The organism is Ferrovum sp. PN-J185 (assembly GCF_001581925.1).
In the GTDB taxonomy this organism is placed as follows: Bacteria; Pseudomonadota; Gammaproteobacteria; order Burkholderiales; family Ferrovaceae; genus PN-J185.
Genome location: NZ_LQZA01000003.1, coordinates 14,400 through 29,172, shown reverse-complemented (window position 1 = coordinate 29,172; position 14,773 = coordinate 14,400). Strand labels below are relative to the sequence as shown.

Genomic DNA, 14,773 nt, shown 5'->3' with positions numbered 1-14,773 from the left:
ATTACTCGTGTTCAGTTTGATAAGGATCAGGAATATGTAATGAATTCAGTATGTTAATCTCTAACGTTTCCATTTCTTTCGCTTGTTTATTATTTTGATGATCAAATCCTTGTAAATGTAATACTCCATGAACTAAAAGATGGGCATAGTGATCATGTAATTTTTTTTTCTGTTGTTTTGCTTCCTCTTTAACTACTGGGCAACAAATAACAATATCACCAATAATTTTTCCATCATGGCTTTTACCTAATTCAAAGGTTAGCACATTTGTAGGGTAATTTTTATGACGGTAAAGGGTATTGAGTTCAGTTCCTTCACGACGATCTACCAAACGTAGAGTTATATCACAGGAATTGAGCAATGCTTTTCTTGCCCAGCGTTGGAATTGACTGCGTGTTGGTTGTTCGGTTGTTCTACTTGCCGACTGAAAGTGTAGGGTGAGTGAATATTGTGTCATTGTAAGCGATTAATAATGACTTGATTTAGAGTGGATTTCATAGGCGTTTACAATTTGCTGTACAAGAGGATGTCTTACTACATCTTCTGTTTGAAAAATCGTAAATGCAATACCCTCTACTTTAGAGAGGACATTTCGTGCATCAATTAAGCCACTTTTTTGATGGCGACTTAGGTCAATTTGTGTGACATCTCCTGTTATAACTGCTTTAGTGCCAAATCCGATTCGTGTAAGAAACATTTTCATTTGTTCGGGAGTGGTATTTTGAGCTTCATCTAGAATAATAAAACTATGATTTAAAGTCCTACCGCGCATAAAAGCTAGCGGTGCAATTTCAATCACATTTCTTTCAAATAATCGACTAACCTTTTCATATCCCATTAAGTCGTATAATGCATCGTATAAGGGCCTTAGATAAGGATCAACCTTTTGTGACAAATCCCCTGGTAAAAAACCTAGTTTTTCTCCAGCTTCAACGGCAGGCCGAACAAGTACTATTCGTCTAACAAGATTTCTCTCAAGTGCATCAACGGCTGAAGCTACAGCTAAGTAAGTTTTTCCGGTTCCCGCAGGACCCACGCCGAAAGTCACAACATGGTCTTTTATTTGTTGAAGATACTGTGCTTGCTTTTGTGTTTTAATTCTAAAATCGCTGCGATTGAGTTGTAATGCGACAGGATTACTATCAACAATATTCTTAATGGTTTGTAAATATTGATCAATGTCGTTTTGTTCTAACATTTGGTCGGAATATTTATATAGCTCTTGAATAATTTGTGCGGTTTCTTTGATTAACTCACTGTCACCTTGAATAGTAATATGTGCTCCACGTCTTCTAAGAACAACACCTAGAGATTTCTCTAGGTACTTAAGATTTTCATCTAATACCCCACATAAATTAGCTAGTTGCTGATTATTTAATGGAGTGAGTTCTAATTCTAAAATACTCATGTATTAATTTGAATTTCACCACGGAGTGAGAAATGAGCAATTGAAGTGATTTTAATTGGGACAATTTGACCAATTAATCGTGGGTTTCCAGCGAAATTGACAACACGGTTATTGGTGGTTTTTCCTCTTAGTTGATCAGTGTGTCTTTTTGAAAAACCATCAACTAAAACATGCTGAACTGTACCAACCATATCTTGGCTATATTTGATATTGAAGGAGTCTGTTTTCTTAAGCAACCTTGTTAGACGTTCCTTCTTTATCTCTTCTGGAACGTTATCTAGAAGTTTGGCTGCTGGTGTTCCAGGTCTGGGGCTGTAGATAAATGCGTAGCTACCATCAAAATTTACTAGATCAATTAAATCAAGTGTTTTTTGAAAATCTTCTTCTGTTTCGCCAGGGAAACCTACAATAAAATCACTGGTAATGGATATGGTAGGGCATACTTCTTTGAGTTTTTTAATAATTTCTAAATACTGTTTTGCCGTGTACCCTCTTTTCATTTGGCCCAGTACTTTATCCGAGCCTGATTGGACAGGTAAATGAACTTGGTTCATCAGTTTTGGAAAACGTCCAAAAGCCTCGATTAGATTGTCGTTAAATTCTAACGGATGACTTGTGGTAAAACGGATACGTTCTAACCCAATAATGTTGTGAGTCTGTTCAATTAACCAAGCAAAATCTAAGTCATTGCCATGTTCATCTGTGTTTTGCCAAGCGTTAACGTTTTGTCCTAAGAGAGTTACCTCTTTGACTCCTTGTTTGACTAACTCACTGATTTCTTTAAGTATATCTATAAAAGGCCTAGAAAACTCTTCACCTCGTGTATAAGGTACAACACAAAAAGTACAATATTTACTGCAGCCTTCCATGATAGAAACAAATGCAGTAGGACCGTTTGCTTCAGGCGTCGGAAGAGCATCAAACTTTTCAATTTCAGGGAAGGAAATATCTATTTGAGGTAATCCAGTAGCCTCTCTTGAGGCTATTAATTCTGGGAGCCGATGTAACGTTTGAGGTCCAAATACGAGATCCACATAAGGAGCTCTTTCAATAATTGACTCCCCTTCTTGCGATGCCACGCACCCACCCACCGCGATAATTAGGTTCGGGCGAGATTGTTTTAATTCATTGAGTCTACCTAAGTCAGAAAAAACTTTATCTTCAGCTTTTTCCCGAATCGAGCAGGTATTAAGAATCACTACGTCGGCATTATCAGGAGAGTCTGTGCGGACGAAGTTGTTGGTTGATTGCAAAAGATCGGCCATCTTACCTGAGTCATACTCATTCATTTGACAGCCGAAAGTGCGTATAAAAAGTTTTTTAGTCACAAGACTGTGAATTTTAACAGAAAATACGCGTTAATTGAGTTAAGGTTTCTCTTCTAAAAGTGAATTAACTTGTTTAGTGAATTCTGGAGATTCTGGATCTGCATCACTCGCATAGCTTGCAACCACTTTTCCTTTTTTATTAATCAGATACTTATGAAAGTTCCAGGTGGGGGCATCTTTGGTGATTTGAGTTAAATATTTAAATAATGGGTTAGCTTGGCGCCCGATGACGTCAGATTTACCAAACATTGGAAACTTTACGCCATAGGTTTTACTACAAAAATCTGCAATTTCCTGGTTAGAACCAGGTTCTTGATGACCAAAATCATTAGAAGGAAAACCAAGGATAACTAATCCTTTGTTTTTATAATGGCTATAGATTCTTTCAAGGCTCTCGTATTGTGGAGTAAAACCACAATAACTAGCGGTATTAACAACCATAACAACTTTGCCCTTATATTGACATAATGATTGAGGATGATTGTCTTGCAGTCTAGGAAATGTGTAGTTTAGTGATGTGGGGCAGGTTTCAGCAAAAGCGTTTCCAGTTAAGATTAATACGATTAGGAAAAATAATTTAAATTTGTTCATATCTCTTAAGTCCTTTAATTTTTTTATTAGAGATAGGACAATGATTAAAGTTTCTTTTTTTGAAATCTTTTTCTTTAAAATCAATAAAGTAAACTATTTATCAGCCCCTCCAATTGTAATGGTGGTAGTGCCCCACTAACGCGATTTGTTTCAATCCCGTTTTTAAATGCGATTAATGTAGGTATTGAACGAATTTGATACTGACTGGCAAGGGTTGGCTCTGCATCGGTATTTACCTTACAAAAAATAACTTTTTTGCCAAACTTTTTTGCTGCATTAGTAAATATAGGTGCGAAGCTTTTACACGGCCCACACCAAACGGCCCAGAAATCGATGAGTATTGGAATGGGAGATTTTTCTATAATATCTTTAAAGGTTTCACCATTTAAATCAATAGGATAGCTTAACAATTACGTTGAACATGAGCCACATTTTGGAGCTAGATTAAGCTTTTCAGTGGGAAGTTTATTGACGGTTTTACATTCATGACATTTTAAGAGCATTTGAATTCTCCATGCTTAATTATGCATTTAATTTTATTTTAAATTAAAACAGGTGTTTTTTTACAGGATTAAGAATTGGTAGTTTATATATACAAAAATACTACCAAACTACTAATGAATAATTACTTAAAAATGAATGATATGAATTTGAAAAGAAAAGTGTAATTGAATAACTGCTAACAAAAGCTAGAAGTATTTTTAGATAATGGTGGCGAATCAGGGATTCGAACCCCGGACCTGCGGATTATGATTCCGTCGCTCTAACCGGCTGAGCTAATTCGCCAAGAACATAAGTTTAACATATTTGACGTCAGCCATTCAATACAGTCAATGATTCAGTAGAATCGGCAGTTGGATCCGGTTTTGGTCTATCCAAATTTAATCACACAGTTGGTACACATTTTTGACGTGGGTTTTACTGTCGTTTTAAACGACTATTTATGTTAGTGTATTTTTTTGAGGGACGTTGTAGGAGTGTGGATTGATCGCGTTGTTTTAAACGACAGTTCATTGTTGAAAGTCCTTTTAAAAGACGATCTAGGAGTGGTAGATTAAAAAAACCATTATACGAAGAAACATAGCTTGGAAAAGTTAGATAAAGTTCTTCTTTAGCCCTACTACATGCAACATAAAATAATCTTCTTTCTTCTTCTATATCCTCAATGTTTTTAATACTTTTTACACCTGGGAAAAGACCGTCGAGAAGATGACAAACAAATACACAATACCACTCTAGGCCTTTTGAGGAATGAACTGTTGTTAATATAACTGACTTTTCCTCTCGTTCCTCAATTAAAGGATCTATTGCATTGTTGAATTTATTTGATGGAGGGTCTAGAGCAAAATCAGATAAAAACTTTTCAATATCTGTATAATTTTGAATTAGTTTTTTAATTACCTCTATATCTAACATTCTGGAGTTAAAATCAGAGACTTCGGCTTTAAGTAGCGGAGAATAAAAATCAATAATCTTTAAAAGCTTTGAAGATAGCGGCAAACTATCATTTGTAATTTCAACTAAGAGAACAAATAATTCCTTTAATAAACTACTAGCTCCTATTTTGTGGTCTTTGATATCTAATCTTCCATTGCATTGGTTTATTGTTTGAATAATTCGTGTGGCCTTGATATTTCCAATTTGTGGTAATAATTTTAGAATTCTATGCCATGAAACTTCATCAAGAATATTTACGGATACTCTAAAGAATGCAAGGACATCTTTTATATGTTTTTTTTCGATAAATTTAATTCCACCAAATTTTATATAATTTATACTTCGTTTTAATAGCTCAGCTTCTACAAAATTTGCGTGATGTCCAGCTCGATAAATAACCGCAATTTGATCTAGAGCTATACCACGATCGCGTAGTTCAATTATTCGATCAGCTATAAATACTGCCTCATCATAATCAGATCCCAAACCTTTAACTTTAGGTAACCACATTGTATTTCTATTTGTGAATAAGTACTTTTTGAAGCCAATTTTTGCATTATCATTAATTGAGTTTACAAAGTTTAATATCCCTTGGTTACTTCTATAGTTTTCTTCAAGCTTAATTACTTTACAGTTAGGGAATGATTCCGGGAATCTAATTATATTTTCAAAATTAGCACCTCTAAATGCGTAAATACTTTGAGAATCATCACCAACGACCATAATGTTATTTTTTGAACCCGCTAATAAATTAACAATTCTTCTTTGAACATTGTTTGTGTCTTGATATTCATCCACCATAATATATGAATATTTTTCATTTATTATTTTTTTGAATAAGCTATTCTTTTCCAAACCATCTAATAGTTCATCCATTAAATCGTCATAATCAAAAAGATTTTTTACTTTTTTATATTGCATGAAAACTTTAAAAAGTTCTTCAATTTCTTTTGTAAAGTCAATTATGTCTTTATGTTTTTTTATTATTAATTCAGGTATTGGAATTTCCATATTTCGAGACATACTAAAAATATTAGCCAACCTATTTTTAGCAGGAAATGTTTTTTCTTTTTTTTCTAAATCAATTTCTGACTTAATGAAACTAATTATGTCTGCAGCATCTTCGCTGTCAATAATTGTAAAATTTTGTGGAATACCAAGGATAGTTGAATACTTTCGTAAAATATAATTTGAAAATGAATGAAATGTGCCTGCAAAAATATTAGAGGTACTTTGTAAACCCATCAAATTTGATACTCTATCTTTCATTTCATTTGCTGCTTTTCTAGTGAAAGTTAAAAGTACTATAGATTCAGGGTTAATATTATTCTCAATTAAATAACTTACCCTATATACAACTGTTGTTGTTTTTCCACTTCCTGCGCCTGCAATAATTAAAAGAGGTCCATTTATTGTGGTTGCAGCGATTAGTTGAGCTTTATTTAATATATTGTCATATTTTAGTTTAAATTTATTGAAATCAATATCAACAGAACTACTTTTAATATTTTCATACTTCTTTGTTATTTTATTAAATTCAATTAATTTCATATTAAAGTCATCATCAATATCGATGGATTGATACATGTCTAGAGAAATATTTTTTAAAGACACATTGTCAATATAAGATTTTGTGATTTTATTGCTAGTAATTGAATCGATTAAAGCCTTCCCTTTTGTTTCAATTTGATTTTTATTATTTTCAGTAGTTAAGTCATGTACTATGTTTGTAACGATTTTTGAATCATTGTTCCTATTATTTACATACTGAGATTCATTTGAATTTAGTAATTTTTTTAATAAGTCCCATATTTTCATTTTTTTATCACTAATTTATATTATTAACTTCTAAAGTTTGGCTTCTTCATAGTAATCTTATTGTTCACTGATTTAATATAGTATATAAATATTTTAAAAAATACTGAGTTTCAAAATAGTAGGTCTTTATAAAATATATTTTATGCATATAAATTGTATATGATGAAAAATAATTACTAAATCAAATGTCTAGTGAGATCTTGTTGTTGTTTTCAATATTCTATAAGATTATGACTTTTAAAGAGAAATACTAACAATATTAATTTTTCGATAATATAGATGAACATTAAAGTCGATATCCAAGGACCGTTTGGATGGCCTAATTATGAAGACTCAAAACCAGTCTTACCCACTAAGTCAGGAGTATATATAACCTGTTTCGCATATGAAGACAGTTACATTCCGTGGGGTGTGGGTGTTACCAAGCGTAAGTTTAGAACACGCTTTATGGAACATACCACTAAATTTATTAATGGTGACTACAATATTCTTAATTATGAAAAAGCCATACAAGCACGAAGACAGTTGGCTTGGAAGGGCTGGACTTGGACTGAAGAAAAGAAGGCCATATTTCTACAGAACAAAGCAGAAATCTTAAAAGATGCTGTCACTCAGTTAATTTCAACTTATATATTTATTATTGAACTAGAAGGGATAATTAGACTAGAAAGACTTGAGTCAGCACTTGTGGATAATTTTCATTCTAAAGGTAACATATTAATTGACACAGGCATGATGTTAAGTAGGCGCTGGCATAATGAGGAGATAATTAATGTTTCATTTAATCGTCACAGTATTATTCACCAACTACCAATGAGTTTGACTATATAAATGATTGAAGACATTAAGTATTTTATTTCTCAATGTAATTGGACTTTTGCAAAGACTATGCCTGAGAGCCCACACTGGTATATTGTTAGGAATAAAGAAAATAACGATGACTTTGTTAAATTCGTTATGTTTATTCGAGAAAATGGCCAAACAAGAACTTGGAATAACAGAAAATTTATTTATTTAGATATTGATAACTATTCTTACTGGACGATGGGAAATCCAATTTCTGATACCACGATTATTAATAAAGTTGTGTTGTCATAATAAATGTCCTTTAAAAGGACAATCTCGTGTATATGGGATTGTAAAAGTCCCCCCATCTATCAAGATCATAAGGATCTCCATCAATACTAGCTTCAAACATCTCGTCTGTGGCTTTAGTCGCACTTTCATCGGGTTTGATTGGTAGGCTATCTACTAAATTAGGCAGACCATTATTTTTAATAACTTTGAGTGTGTTAGCATAGATTCCCTTTTCAACAGAGAATACACAATGGGTTATTACACATAATTATTTCTATTTTTAGGAACGAATCGCAGATCTAAATTAAAAAGGTCCTATTTTGAAAATTTTGTACAAAAGAAATTAAGCATATCTAGTAATGGAGGAACATTTTGAACATCATTCCATTGAGACTCCATCGCATCATATGTCGTGATATAACCGCTTGAAGCAAAGTCAGAATAAAAAGCTAGCCCTAATGATTTTATTTTTTTATTAAAACAATCAAATTTCATTTTGCTTTTTTCGGATCTTGCAGGCTTATAATCAACAGTAAAGTTGGTATCATTGTTTGACACTAATTCTACATATAAAGTGTGATTTTTCTTATCATACTTTAATGAATTTGAATCATAGAAAGTAGTATGTGTACCATCTAAATCATGTGTAGTGTCATAATATATAAATCCTGCAAAAACATTCTTTGTTAAAAAAGAAGTTAAAATCAAGAAAATAATTATTGATAGTATATTTTTCATATTAAAAGTTTGAAACGCAATTTTGAATTTTATAAGCTAAAGATTCAATAAATAACAAATTTGGTTCTAAAAGCTGAGATATATCATTAATGCTGTAATTCTTTATTAGCGAGCATAATGTACCGTCTTTATTTAAAATTCTAAACTCTATTAATTTATTAATTGATTCGTTGATTTTAATATCGGTAAAAAAATAATAGGTCCTTCATTATAGATTTGATAAATTAAAGATGCGTTATCTACAAGTGCATTAATAGTGTCGAATAATTTTTCATTATCAATTTGCATTTTTAGGCTATGTTTAAATATTGTAATTTAAAAATAATAAATTCCATTTAGTAAATTTGGTTGCCAGTATAGATACATTGATTAATAAATTCATTGGATGAGTTAATATAAACCCCTTGGTTTAATTTCATGTTTAAGATTTTTTCACAGTAAGTTGCCCGATACTCTACTGGCTCATCTAAAAATTGTTTTACTCTTTTAGACCTTTCATTGTTATATATATTTCTATTTGTTTGATATGCTTGATATTGGTAGTTGTATATTTTTTGTTCGATTTCGCTTAATTTATGTTTATTATCTAAAATAAAATACCATCCATTAACACTATCTATACCAAATTTATCGTTAATTATTTCTCCATTATTAAGTTGAAGTGATACATCACAAGAAACCTCCATATGTGTTTCATTAGATTTTGCAATACCTATTGCTTTAATATTTTGATCTACATGTCCTACCAAATCATTAAATTTTGTTATAAATGCATTCTTAACATTATCGTGTGTGCAAATATCATCATGATAGAAAGGGTTAGCGGCTTGATATAAAGAACAAGAGGATGTGAATAGGGTAAGTGATGCTAATAAAAAAATAGATATTTTTTGCATATATGATTTTTCTAAGGTTAAGTAATTTTAATATATTTTTTATATTGATATTTAAAGTCTAAACTCTAATATTTTAAATTTAAAATTACGTGGATTCAATTACAAAAAAACACTGTCTAAAACACCTGTAGTAATTGATGTGGTGTCTTAAAGTCAAGCCATTTTCTTGTTCTATAATTTAAGTGGTGTTCAATCATTTTTAATTTCACATAATTGATTATATACGATGCTCTTTTTGGTATGTAATCCAAAGTGAAATGTTCTAGTTTTCGCTATCTTTGAGGTAGAGCTAATAAATTAATTACTATAATTTGGTTGCCCACCCGTAACCTTAGACCATATGCTCAGTGTTTTCAGACTGAAATTGAGATGAACCGCACTGAGCCAATTCTTGAACTGTCGTTAGAAACGACACCGAAACTATCCGGCAGAAAACTAGGCCAAATTAACCTTGCTCTTGGCATCATTCACCACCTTCGTGATGGTAATGTCACGCTCTATAAAAGACCTCATAGCCGTCAGTGGCAGATGAGATTTAGGCTATTTGATAAGAAATGGCACAGAGTATCTACAGGCTATGAAGATCTTGAATACGCCAAACGCAAAGCTGGCGATATCTATGATCGTGCTCGATTTATGGAAGAAATAAGTATTCCTCAAGCTGATAAGCGTTTTAAGTTTGTGGCCAATGAGCTCAAACTGGAATTACAGAAAGAACTCATTGAGGGTACAGGTAAAAAGATCTATATAGATTACTTGGCAGTACTGGATAACTATCTGATTCCATTCTTTGGAAAAACCAGTCTTAATAAAATAGACCATAAGCTGACTGCCAGTTATATTGAGCTAGATTAGTAGTTAGGTCTGACTTTAATTTAGTAAATTATTGTCGGACACCAAAGTCTTAGCCTTACTTAACTAATATCTCTATTGTCCTCTCAACAAATCTACAATAGATGTAGATAAATTGTATTTTATGCAATTTACAATATTACAAATCGTTACCAAATAATATTTACATTGTAATAGGATAAAGATGTTAAGAATTCTCTACTTATCTAAAAAATCTTCAACTTACAATCTATCTTATTCGAATTTAGGTAAATAAAAATAAATACTGAACTATATCGACTTTGTTAGATAGTTAGGAAAGAGGAGTGAAGTAATTTAATAATAATAAACGGGAGGTTAATTATGCTTAAGATTGTTATTTTAATTGTTATTGCTTCGATTTTGTTGGCAATATTTTGGCGTAAGTTACCAGTAATTCCTAGACTTCTTATGGCATGGATTACTGGGTTATCAACTATCATTCTACTTTTATCTTGGGCTAATAGTTCACCTGGTTGGGTTAGTTTAAGTGTTACTTTCTTAACTATCGTAATACTTTTCTTTTCAACAGTTATTTATATTATTTTTCGAGAGTAATTAATAAGTAACTTATTACTTCAACATTTCTTGGATTCAATTTCGAAGTGCATATGATAATAATTTAACTTAATTATATGTATTAATAATATATTGGTAGGATTTTAAAATTACTTAGACATAAATCGAAATAATTAACTATTTAAGTAATCTGCTAAACGGAGTGACAATTGAATAATTGGTAAAGTAGGATTGTTTGCACCTGAAGTAGTGAATACAGAAGATCCCGCAACATAAAGATTGTCAGAGCCAAATACTTGGCAATTTGAGTCAATAACCCCAAATCTGACATCTGAAGCCATACGCGTTCCACCCATATGGTGATTTCCAGCTAGTTCATCATTTGTTGGATAATCTAAATTGTTAATAAGCCAATCTTGTAATTGAATCCTACCAATATTATTGTTTAATATCCAATTATTAAAAGTACGCAATGATTGAGTAAGAGTAAGTCGATCAATAGGTTGTTTTTGCCAATTAAGATTGATTCGAGGAATACCAAAATAGTCTTTATCATTTAACAAGCTTATTCGGTTGATTAAAGTTGGCGCCTGTTCCCATGCCGCCCTAAATCTTACTCCGCAAATAAGATTTTTTTCTGCAAGTGAAGTTAGCTGTCTACCAAGCTTTGGAGCAAGGCAACTCACCTCCTTAATCATAGATTCTGTAGCTCCCTCAGGTTGTAAATCCATCCTAAAACCACAACCTAGAATTCTCTGTTGAATTTGTATATTATTTTTCAGAGAATAGAACCTTACTTTGCCAATTTGATAGTCAACAATTGCTTGACCTAATGTAAAATGTGGATGTTCCATCCAATATTGTCCGATTGGAGTAGAAGTATCAAAAAATTTATCTTTATATTTTTCTTTAAACCACAATAAAAATCGGGAGTTTTCAATGCCTCCCATAGCAAATACAAATTTTTTTGCATTAATAGTTACTGTGTTACCAGAAAAGCTTTTGAAGTAAGCGGCTCTAATATGTTTATCCGAACCATTTAATTCAGTTAAATTGCTATTTAAAAAAAGAACAATGTTTTGCGAATCACTGAGTTCTTTTTTGTATTTTTTTGCAAATCGAACTGGTGGAGAAAATTGTGTTTTTATACCTTTAATATCAGACTGTGATGTATGAGGGTATTCAAAATCATTTTGTATCTCGAGAATATTACAGGCTTCTTGTAAGTAGGGATTAAGATCTTGTTCAGTAATAGGCCATTCAAATTCTTTTCCTAAATAGCCTCGTTTAAAATCAATTGCTGAAAAGGGTCGACACCAACCTGCCCAATGATTCGTACTTCCACCAAAAAATCTAAGACGTGATCCCTCCAGTGTTAGATAGGGGTCACCTGTTTCCTTACCTTTATAAGAGTCTTGTGAATTGATTGAGTAATCTAACCCCCCGCCTTCACATAACGCAACTTTGAGATTTTTTTGGGAGAGTTTTATAGCAAGAGTAATACCTGCGGCTCCTGATCCAATGATACAAACATCAAATTGATTGTTGGTGAAGTCGCTTAAGGAGCTGTTATCTAAATCAACAATCATGAGATATCTTCATTTTTTAATAGCCAACCATTCCTGACCTGTAGCGTGGAATCATTTTTAGAGAAAAAAGGAAGTTTTGATAAAAACAGGGTTCCTAATATTGAAAACAAAAAAGTTCGACGTTTCATGATTTAGATTAAAGTTATGTTTTAGTTATTTTACTTATACTTATAAAAAGAAAAACAGATCCACCAATTATTTACATAAATTCACATATATTAAAGCTTTATTAATTGTTGGTATTTGTTTGAACAATCAATAATGTAGAGTGATCTGTTATTTGATTTTGCGTTCATTGTCAAACCGTTTCTCTGCTTGATTGAGGTGTTCAATTAGTACGTGTGATATTAAATTGATGGCAATACCAGCGAAGAGAGCGGGAAGTAAATATAAGGCAATTGATAGTTCGTTCTGAAAAAATTTACTATATGTTGATTGACTTATGTGTGTTGCCTTATGACTAAGTCTTTGCAATAGGACAACATCAATACCAGAGATTATTAACAAAGAAAAAGAAAATAACACAACTTTTGTTCGTGATATTGATTGGATTACGGATAAAAAGTAGTAGATTCCGAATGGAACAATTATTGAGAACAACACTAAAAGTATAAAATCCCATTCAATTATATTTGCGTTGTTTGTATTCATAATGTATTAAAATTAAATATTAGCTAATTCTAATTAATAATTAGACGTTGATAACACTATATCTTATTGTTGATTGATAAACTTAAAAGTGTTGATTCGTAATGGGTATTGAACTTGGAGTTTGTATTTGAATAAATTTATAACCTGTGGATTGATGACAGGCGTTACAAGCATGGGTTAATTTATTAAAAGCTAATTTAAAATTTTGAAAGTCTTTTTTACTAATAGCTTGATCGAGACTGTTTAATGCAGGATTGGTTAACGGGTTAATTATTTCTTTAATTGGTTTACCTTTAAAATCAGGTTGATAGGTTTGTGCATTATCAAATCCTTCTTTCAACTCTCCCAACTCATAGTGAGCTAAATCCCAGTTACCATTAATGCCAGCAAGCCAAAGTTTCGCATGTCTTAATTGAATATAACCCATAATCTCACCTAAACCTGGGATATAAGAAGGAGTAACTTTCTCATTATTGATCAATGTTTCAGGATAGATAGGGTTTATAACCCCTATAAAACCAAGTAATATAAACAATAAAGTTACTAAAGTACGCTGCATAATTTACTTTAATTAAAAAAATAAAATCAAGTGTACTTTAAAAAAACTATTAAATAAAAAAGGTTTTGTATCAAATAATATCTTAGATACTATCCTTTTTGAACGATATCCTTGAACATTAATATCATAACTAGTAAAACAAAAATTCCAAGTAACGAAATTAGAATTGACATAATTTACTCCTGATAAATATACCTTTATTTCGATCATTCACTTATAAAAAAGTTCTTTTAATAAAAACATCAATTTATTTAGTCACAACCTCTTTTTAATTACGACTATTACCTTTAATTTAGGAGTTTTTTGATTATGTTGACAGAAATCTCACTAACCCTATAAAATTCGTTATTCCCGTACGGGTATATCGATATAAAAAGGTTATATATATGAAATATTTTACAAAAGTTGTCGTGTTAACTTTATTTGTTGTATCGTTGAATGCAAAAGCTGATTGGGCTTTTTTTGATAATTGGCTTAATAATGTGAGTCAAACTCAAGAAATTCAACCTCACTGGATGACTCCGTTAGTGACAGTCACGCCTAGGTTAGAGCAAGAATATAGAATGGATTTTTCCAGAAATTATATCCCGCAGAGTCTTGGTACAAAAGTTCAAACTCAATATACAGGTATTGGTAAAGGAGTTGAACTAATTCCTAGCGAAAATACTGAAATTATTGTTGGTGTTCCCTCTTATGTTAACCAAAGTTCATCGTTAGCTCCAGCGACCAGTGGTTCTGGCTTTGCAGATGAAAGCCTATTATTCAAATACAGAATCATGGCGGCAAATGAAGAAAATGGTAATTATATTGTGACTGCTTTCTTGGGCGGAACATTGCCAACGGGAAATGCAATATTTTCAACGTATGACAAGGCAAGCAATACTTTTTACCATAATGCAACAGTTACTCCAACTCTAGCGGCAGGCAAAGGTTGGGGCAGCAGAAATGAGGGATTTAATATTCAAAGTACATTGGGTTATACAATGCCTACAACGAATACTGGATTCATCGGCCGAACACTCACTTGGAGTACCTCGTTTCAAGCACATGAAGGGCTGTTCTGGCCAGAAATTGAAACAACCTATTATCGTTTTTATGAAGGGCAGCCTGTATACGCAGGTAAGAACCAACTAGTGGTCACATATGGAACCACTGTAGGAAGATTCCAAATTGAGAATAGAGTCAAAGTTATTTTAGGTATCGGTTACCAGACTGCGCAGGGTACTGGCGGAAGTTTTGATAATCCTCTATTTGGCCACGCTTGGCTTGGTACAACAAGAGTTACTTTCTAA

At 32.1% G+C, this 14,773-nt stretch carries 16 protein-coding genes and 1 tRNA gene; 5 read left to right on the top strand and 12 right to left on the bottom strand.

Translation table 11 applies throughout. From position 1 onward, the window contains the following. Window position 1: 1 nt before the first annotated feature. The 8 genes from ybeY to FV185_RS06175 all read right to left on the bottom strand — a co-directional run bounded on the left by ybeY (window position 2) and on the right by FV185_RS06175 (window position 6,582). Window positions 2-457, bottom strand: a complete 456-nt coding sequence (gene ybeY / locus FV185_RS06205) for an rRNA maturation RNase YbeY (protein ID WP_067495157.1) — start codon at window positions 455-457, stop codon at window positions 2-4. A 9-nt stretch (window positions 458-466) separates the two neighbouring features. Continuing rightward, the gene (locus tag FV185_RS06200; protein WP_067495155.1) at window positions 467-1,408 is read right to left on the bottom strand and encodes a PhoH family protein; all 942 of its coding nucleotides are present in this window, start codon (window positions 1,406-1,408) and stop codon (window positions 467-469) included. Then, the gene (gene miaB / locus FV185_RS06195) at window positions 1,405-2,736 is read right to left on the bottom strand and encodes a tRNA (N6-isopentenyl adenosine(37)-C2)-methylthiotransferase MiaB (protein ID WP_067495152.1); all 1,332 of its coding nucleotides are present in this window, start codon (window positions 2,734-2,736) and stop codon (window positions 1,405-1,407) included. Before miaB ends, FV185_RS06200 begins: the two co-directional genes overlap by 4 nt. Window positions 2,737-2,775: 39 nt before the next feature. Beyond that, a complete protein-coding gene (locus FV185_RS06190) occupies window positions 2,776-3,327 on the bottom strand; it encodes a glutathione peroxidase (protein WP_067495942.1) in 552 nt (183 codons plus the stop codon). Between the two features lie 80 nt (window positions 3,328-3,407). Beyond that, entirely contained in the window at window positions 3,408-3,737 is a 330-nt protein-coding gene (trxA, locus tag FV185_RS06185; RefSeq protein ID WP_067495149.1) for a thioredoxin, read from the bottom strand. Next, window positions 3,738-3,830 (bottom strand): hypothetical protein, encoded by a 93-nt coding sequence (locus FV185_RS09820; protein WP_331709089.1) that lies wholly within the window; start codon window positions 3,828-3,830, stop codon window positions 3,738-3,740. A 206-nt stretch (window positions 3,831-4,036) separates the two neighbouring features. Next, window positions 4,037-4,113: transfer RNA gene (locus FV185_RS06180), tRNA-Met, on the bottom strand. 132 nt (window positions 4,114-4,245) lie between these two features. Continuing rightward, window positions 4,246-6,582 (bottom strand): ATP-dependent helicase, encoded by a 2,337-nt coding sequence (locus FV185_RS06175; protein WP_067495146.1) that lies wholly within the window; start codon window positions 6,580-6,582, stop codon window positions 4,246-4,248. Window positions 6,583-6,861: 279 nt separating this feature from the next. Here FV185_RS06175 and FV185_RS06170 point away from each other — a divergent pair, with 279 nt between their 5' ends. Together FV185_RS06170 and FV185_RS09690 are read left to right on the top strand one after the other, a co-directional pair. Continuing rightward, window positions 6,862-7,413, top strand: a complete 552-nt coding sequence (locus FV185_RS06170; protein WP_067495144.1) for a hypothetical protein — start codon at window positions 6,862-6,864, stop codon at window positions 7,411-7,413. Next, window positions 7,414-7,680: a hypothetical protein gene (locus FV185_RS09690; RefSeq protein ID WP_067495141.1), complete on the top strand. Its 267-nt coding sequence runs from the start codon at window positions 7,414-7,416 to the stop codon at window positions 7,678-7,680. 294 nt (window positions 7,681-7,974) lie between these two features. Here the strand turns inward: FV185_RS09690 and FV185_RS06160 are convergent, their stop codons facing one another. Together FV185_RS06160 and FV185_RS06155 are read right to left on the bottom strand one after the other, a co-directional pair. Next, window positions 7,975-8,397 carry a surface-adhesin E family protein gene (locus FV185_RS06160; RefSeq protein ID WP_067495138.1) on the bottom strand — a complete coding sequence of 141 codons (423 nt, stop codon included), beginning with the start codon at window positions 8,395-8,397 and terminating at the stop codon, window positions 7,975-7,977. 335 nt (window positions 8,398-8,732) lie between these two features. Then, on the bottom strand, window positions 8,733-9,293 hold the full coding sequence (locus FV185_RS06155) for a hypothetical protein (RefSeq protein WP_067495135.1): 561 nt from the start codon (window positions 9,291-9,293) through the stop codon (window positions 8,733-8,735). A 369-nt stretch (window positions 9,294-9,662) separates the two neighbouring features. Here FV185_RS06155 and FV185_RS06150 point away from each other — a divergent pair, with 369 nt between their 5' ends. Together FV185_RS06150 and FV185_RS06145 are read left to right on the top strand one after the other, a co-directional pair. Further along, on the top strand, window positions 9,663-10,148 hold the full coding sequence (locus tag FV185_RS06150; protein ID WP_156474196.1) for a hypothetical protein: 486 nt from the start codon (window positions 9,663-9,665) through the stop codon (window positions 10,146-10,148). A gap of 339 nt (window positions 10,149-10,487) precedes the next feature. After that, on the top strand, window positions 10,488-10,721 hold the full coding sequence (locus tag FV185_RS06145; RefSeq protein ID WP_067495128.1) for a hypothetical protein: 234 nt from the start codon (window positions 10,488-10,490) through the stop codon (window positions 10,719-10,721). A 134-nt stretch (window positions 10,722-10,855) separates the two neighbouring features. On the opposite strand, the gene FV185_RS06140 is transcribed toward FV185_RS06145, so the two are convergent. Together FV185_RS06140 and FV185_RS06135 are read right to left on the bottom strand one after the other, a co-directional pair. Further along, a complete protein-coding gene (locus tag FV185_RS06140) occupies window positions 10,856-12,271 on the bottom strand; it encodes a GMC oxidoreductase (RefSeq protein ID WP_067495125.1) in 1,416 nt (471 codons plus the stop codon). A gap of 733 nt (window positions 12,272-13,004) precedes the next feature. Continuing rightward, window positions 13,005-13,481, bottom strand: coding sequence for a hypothetical protein (locus FV185_RS06135; RefSeq protein WP_067495122.1), 477 nt, complete (start codon window positions 13,479-13,481; stop codon window positions 13,005-13,007). Between the two features lie 386 nt (window positions 13,482-13,867). Here FV185_RS06135 and FV185_RS06130 point away from each other — a divergent pair, with 386 nt between their 5' ends. Continuing rightward, the gene (locus FV185_RS06130; protein ID WP_067495119.1) at window positions 13,868-14,773 is read left to right on the top strand and encodes a hypothetical protein; all 906 of its coding nucleotides are present in this window, start codon (window positions 13,868-13,870) and stop codon (window positions 14,771-14,773) included.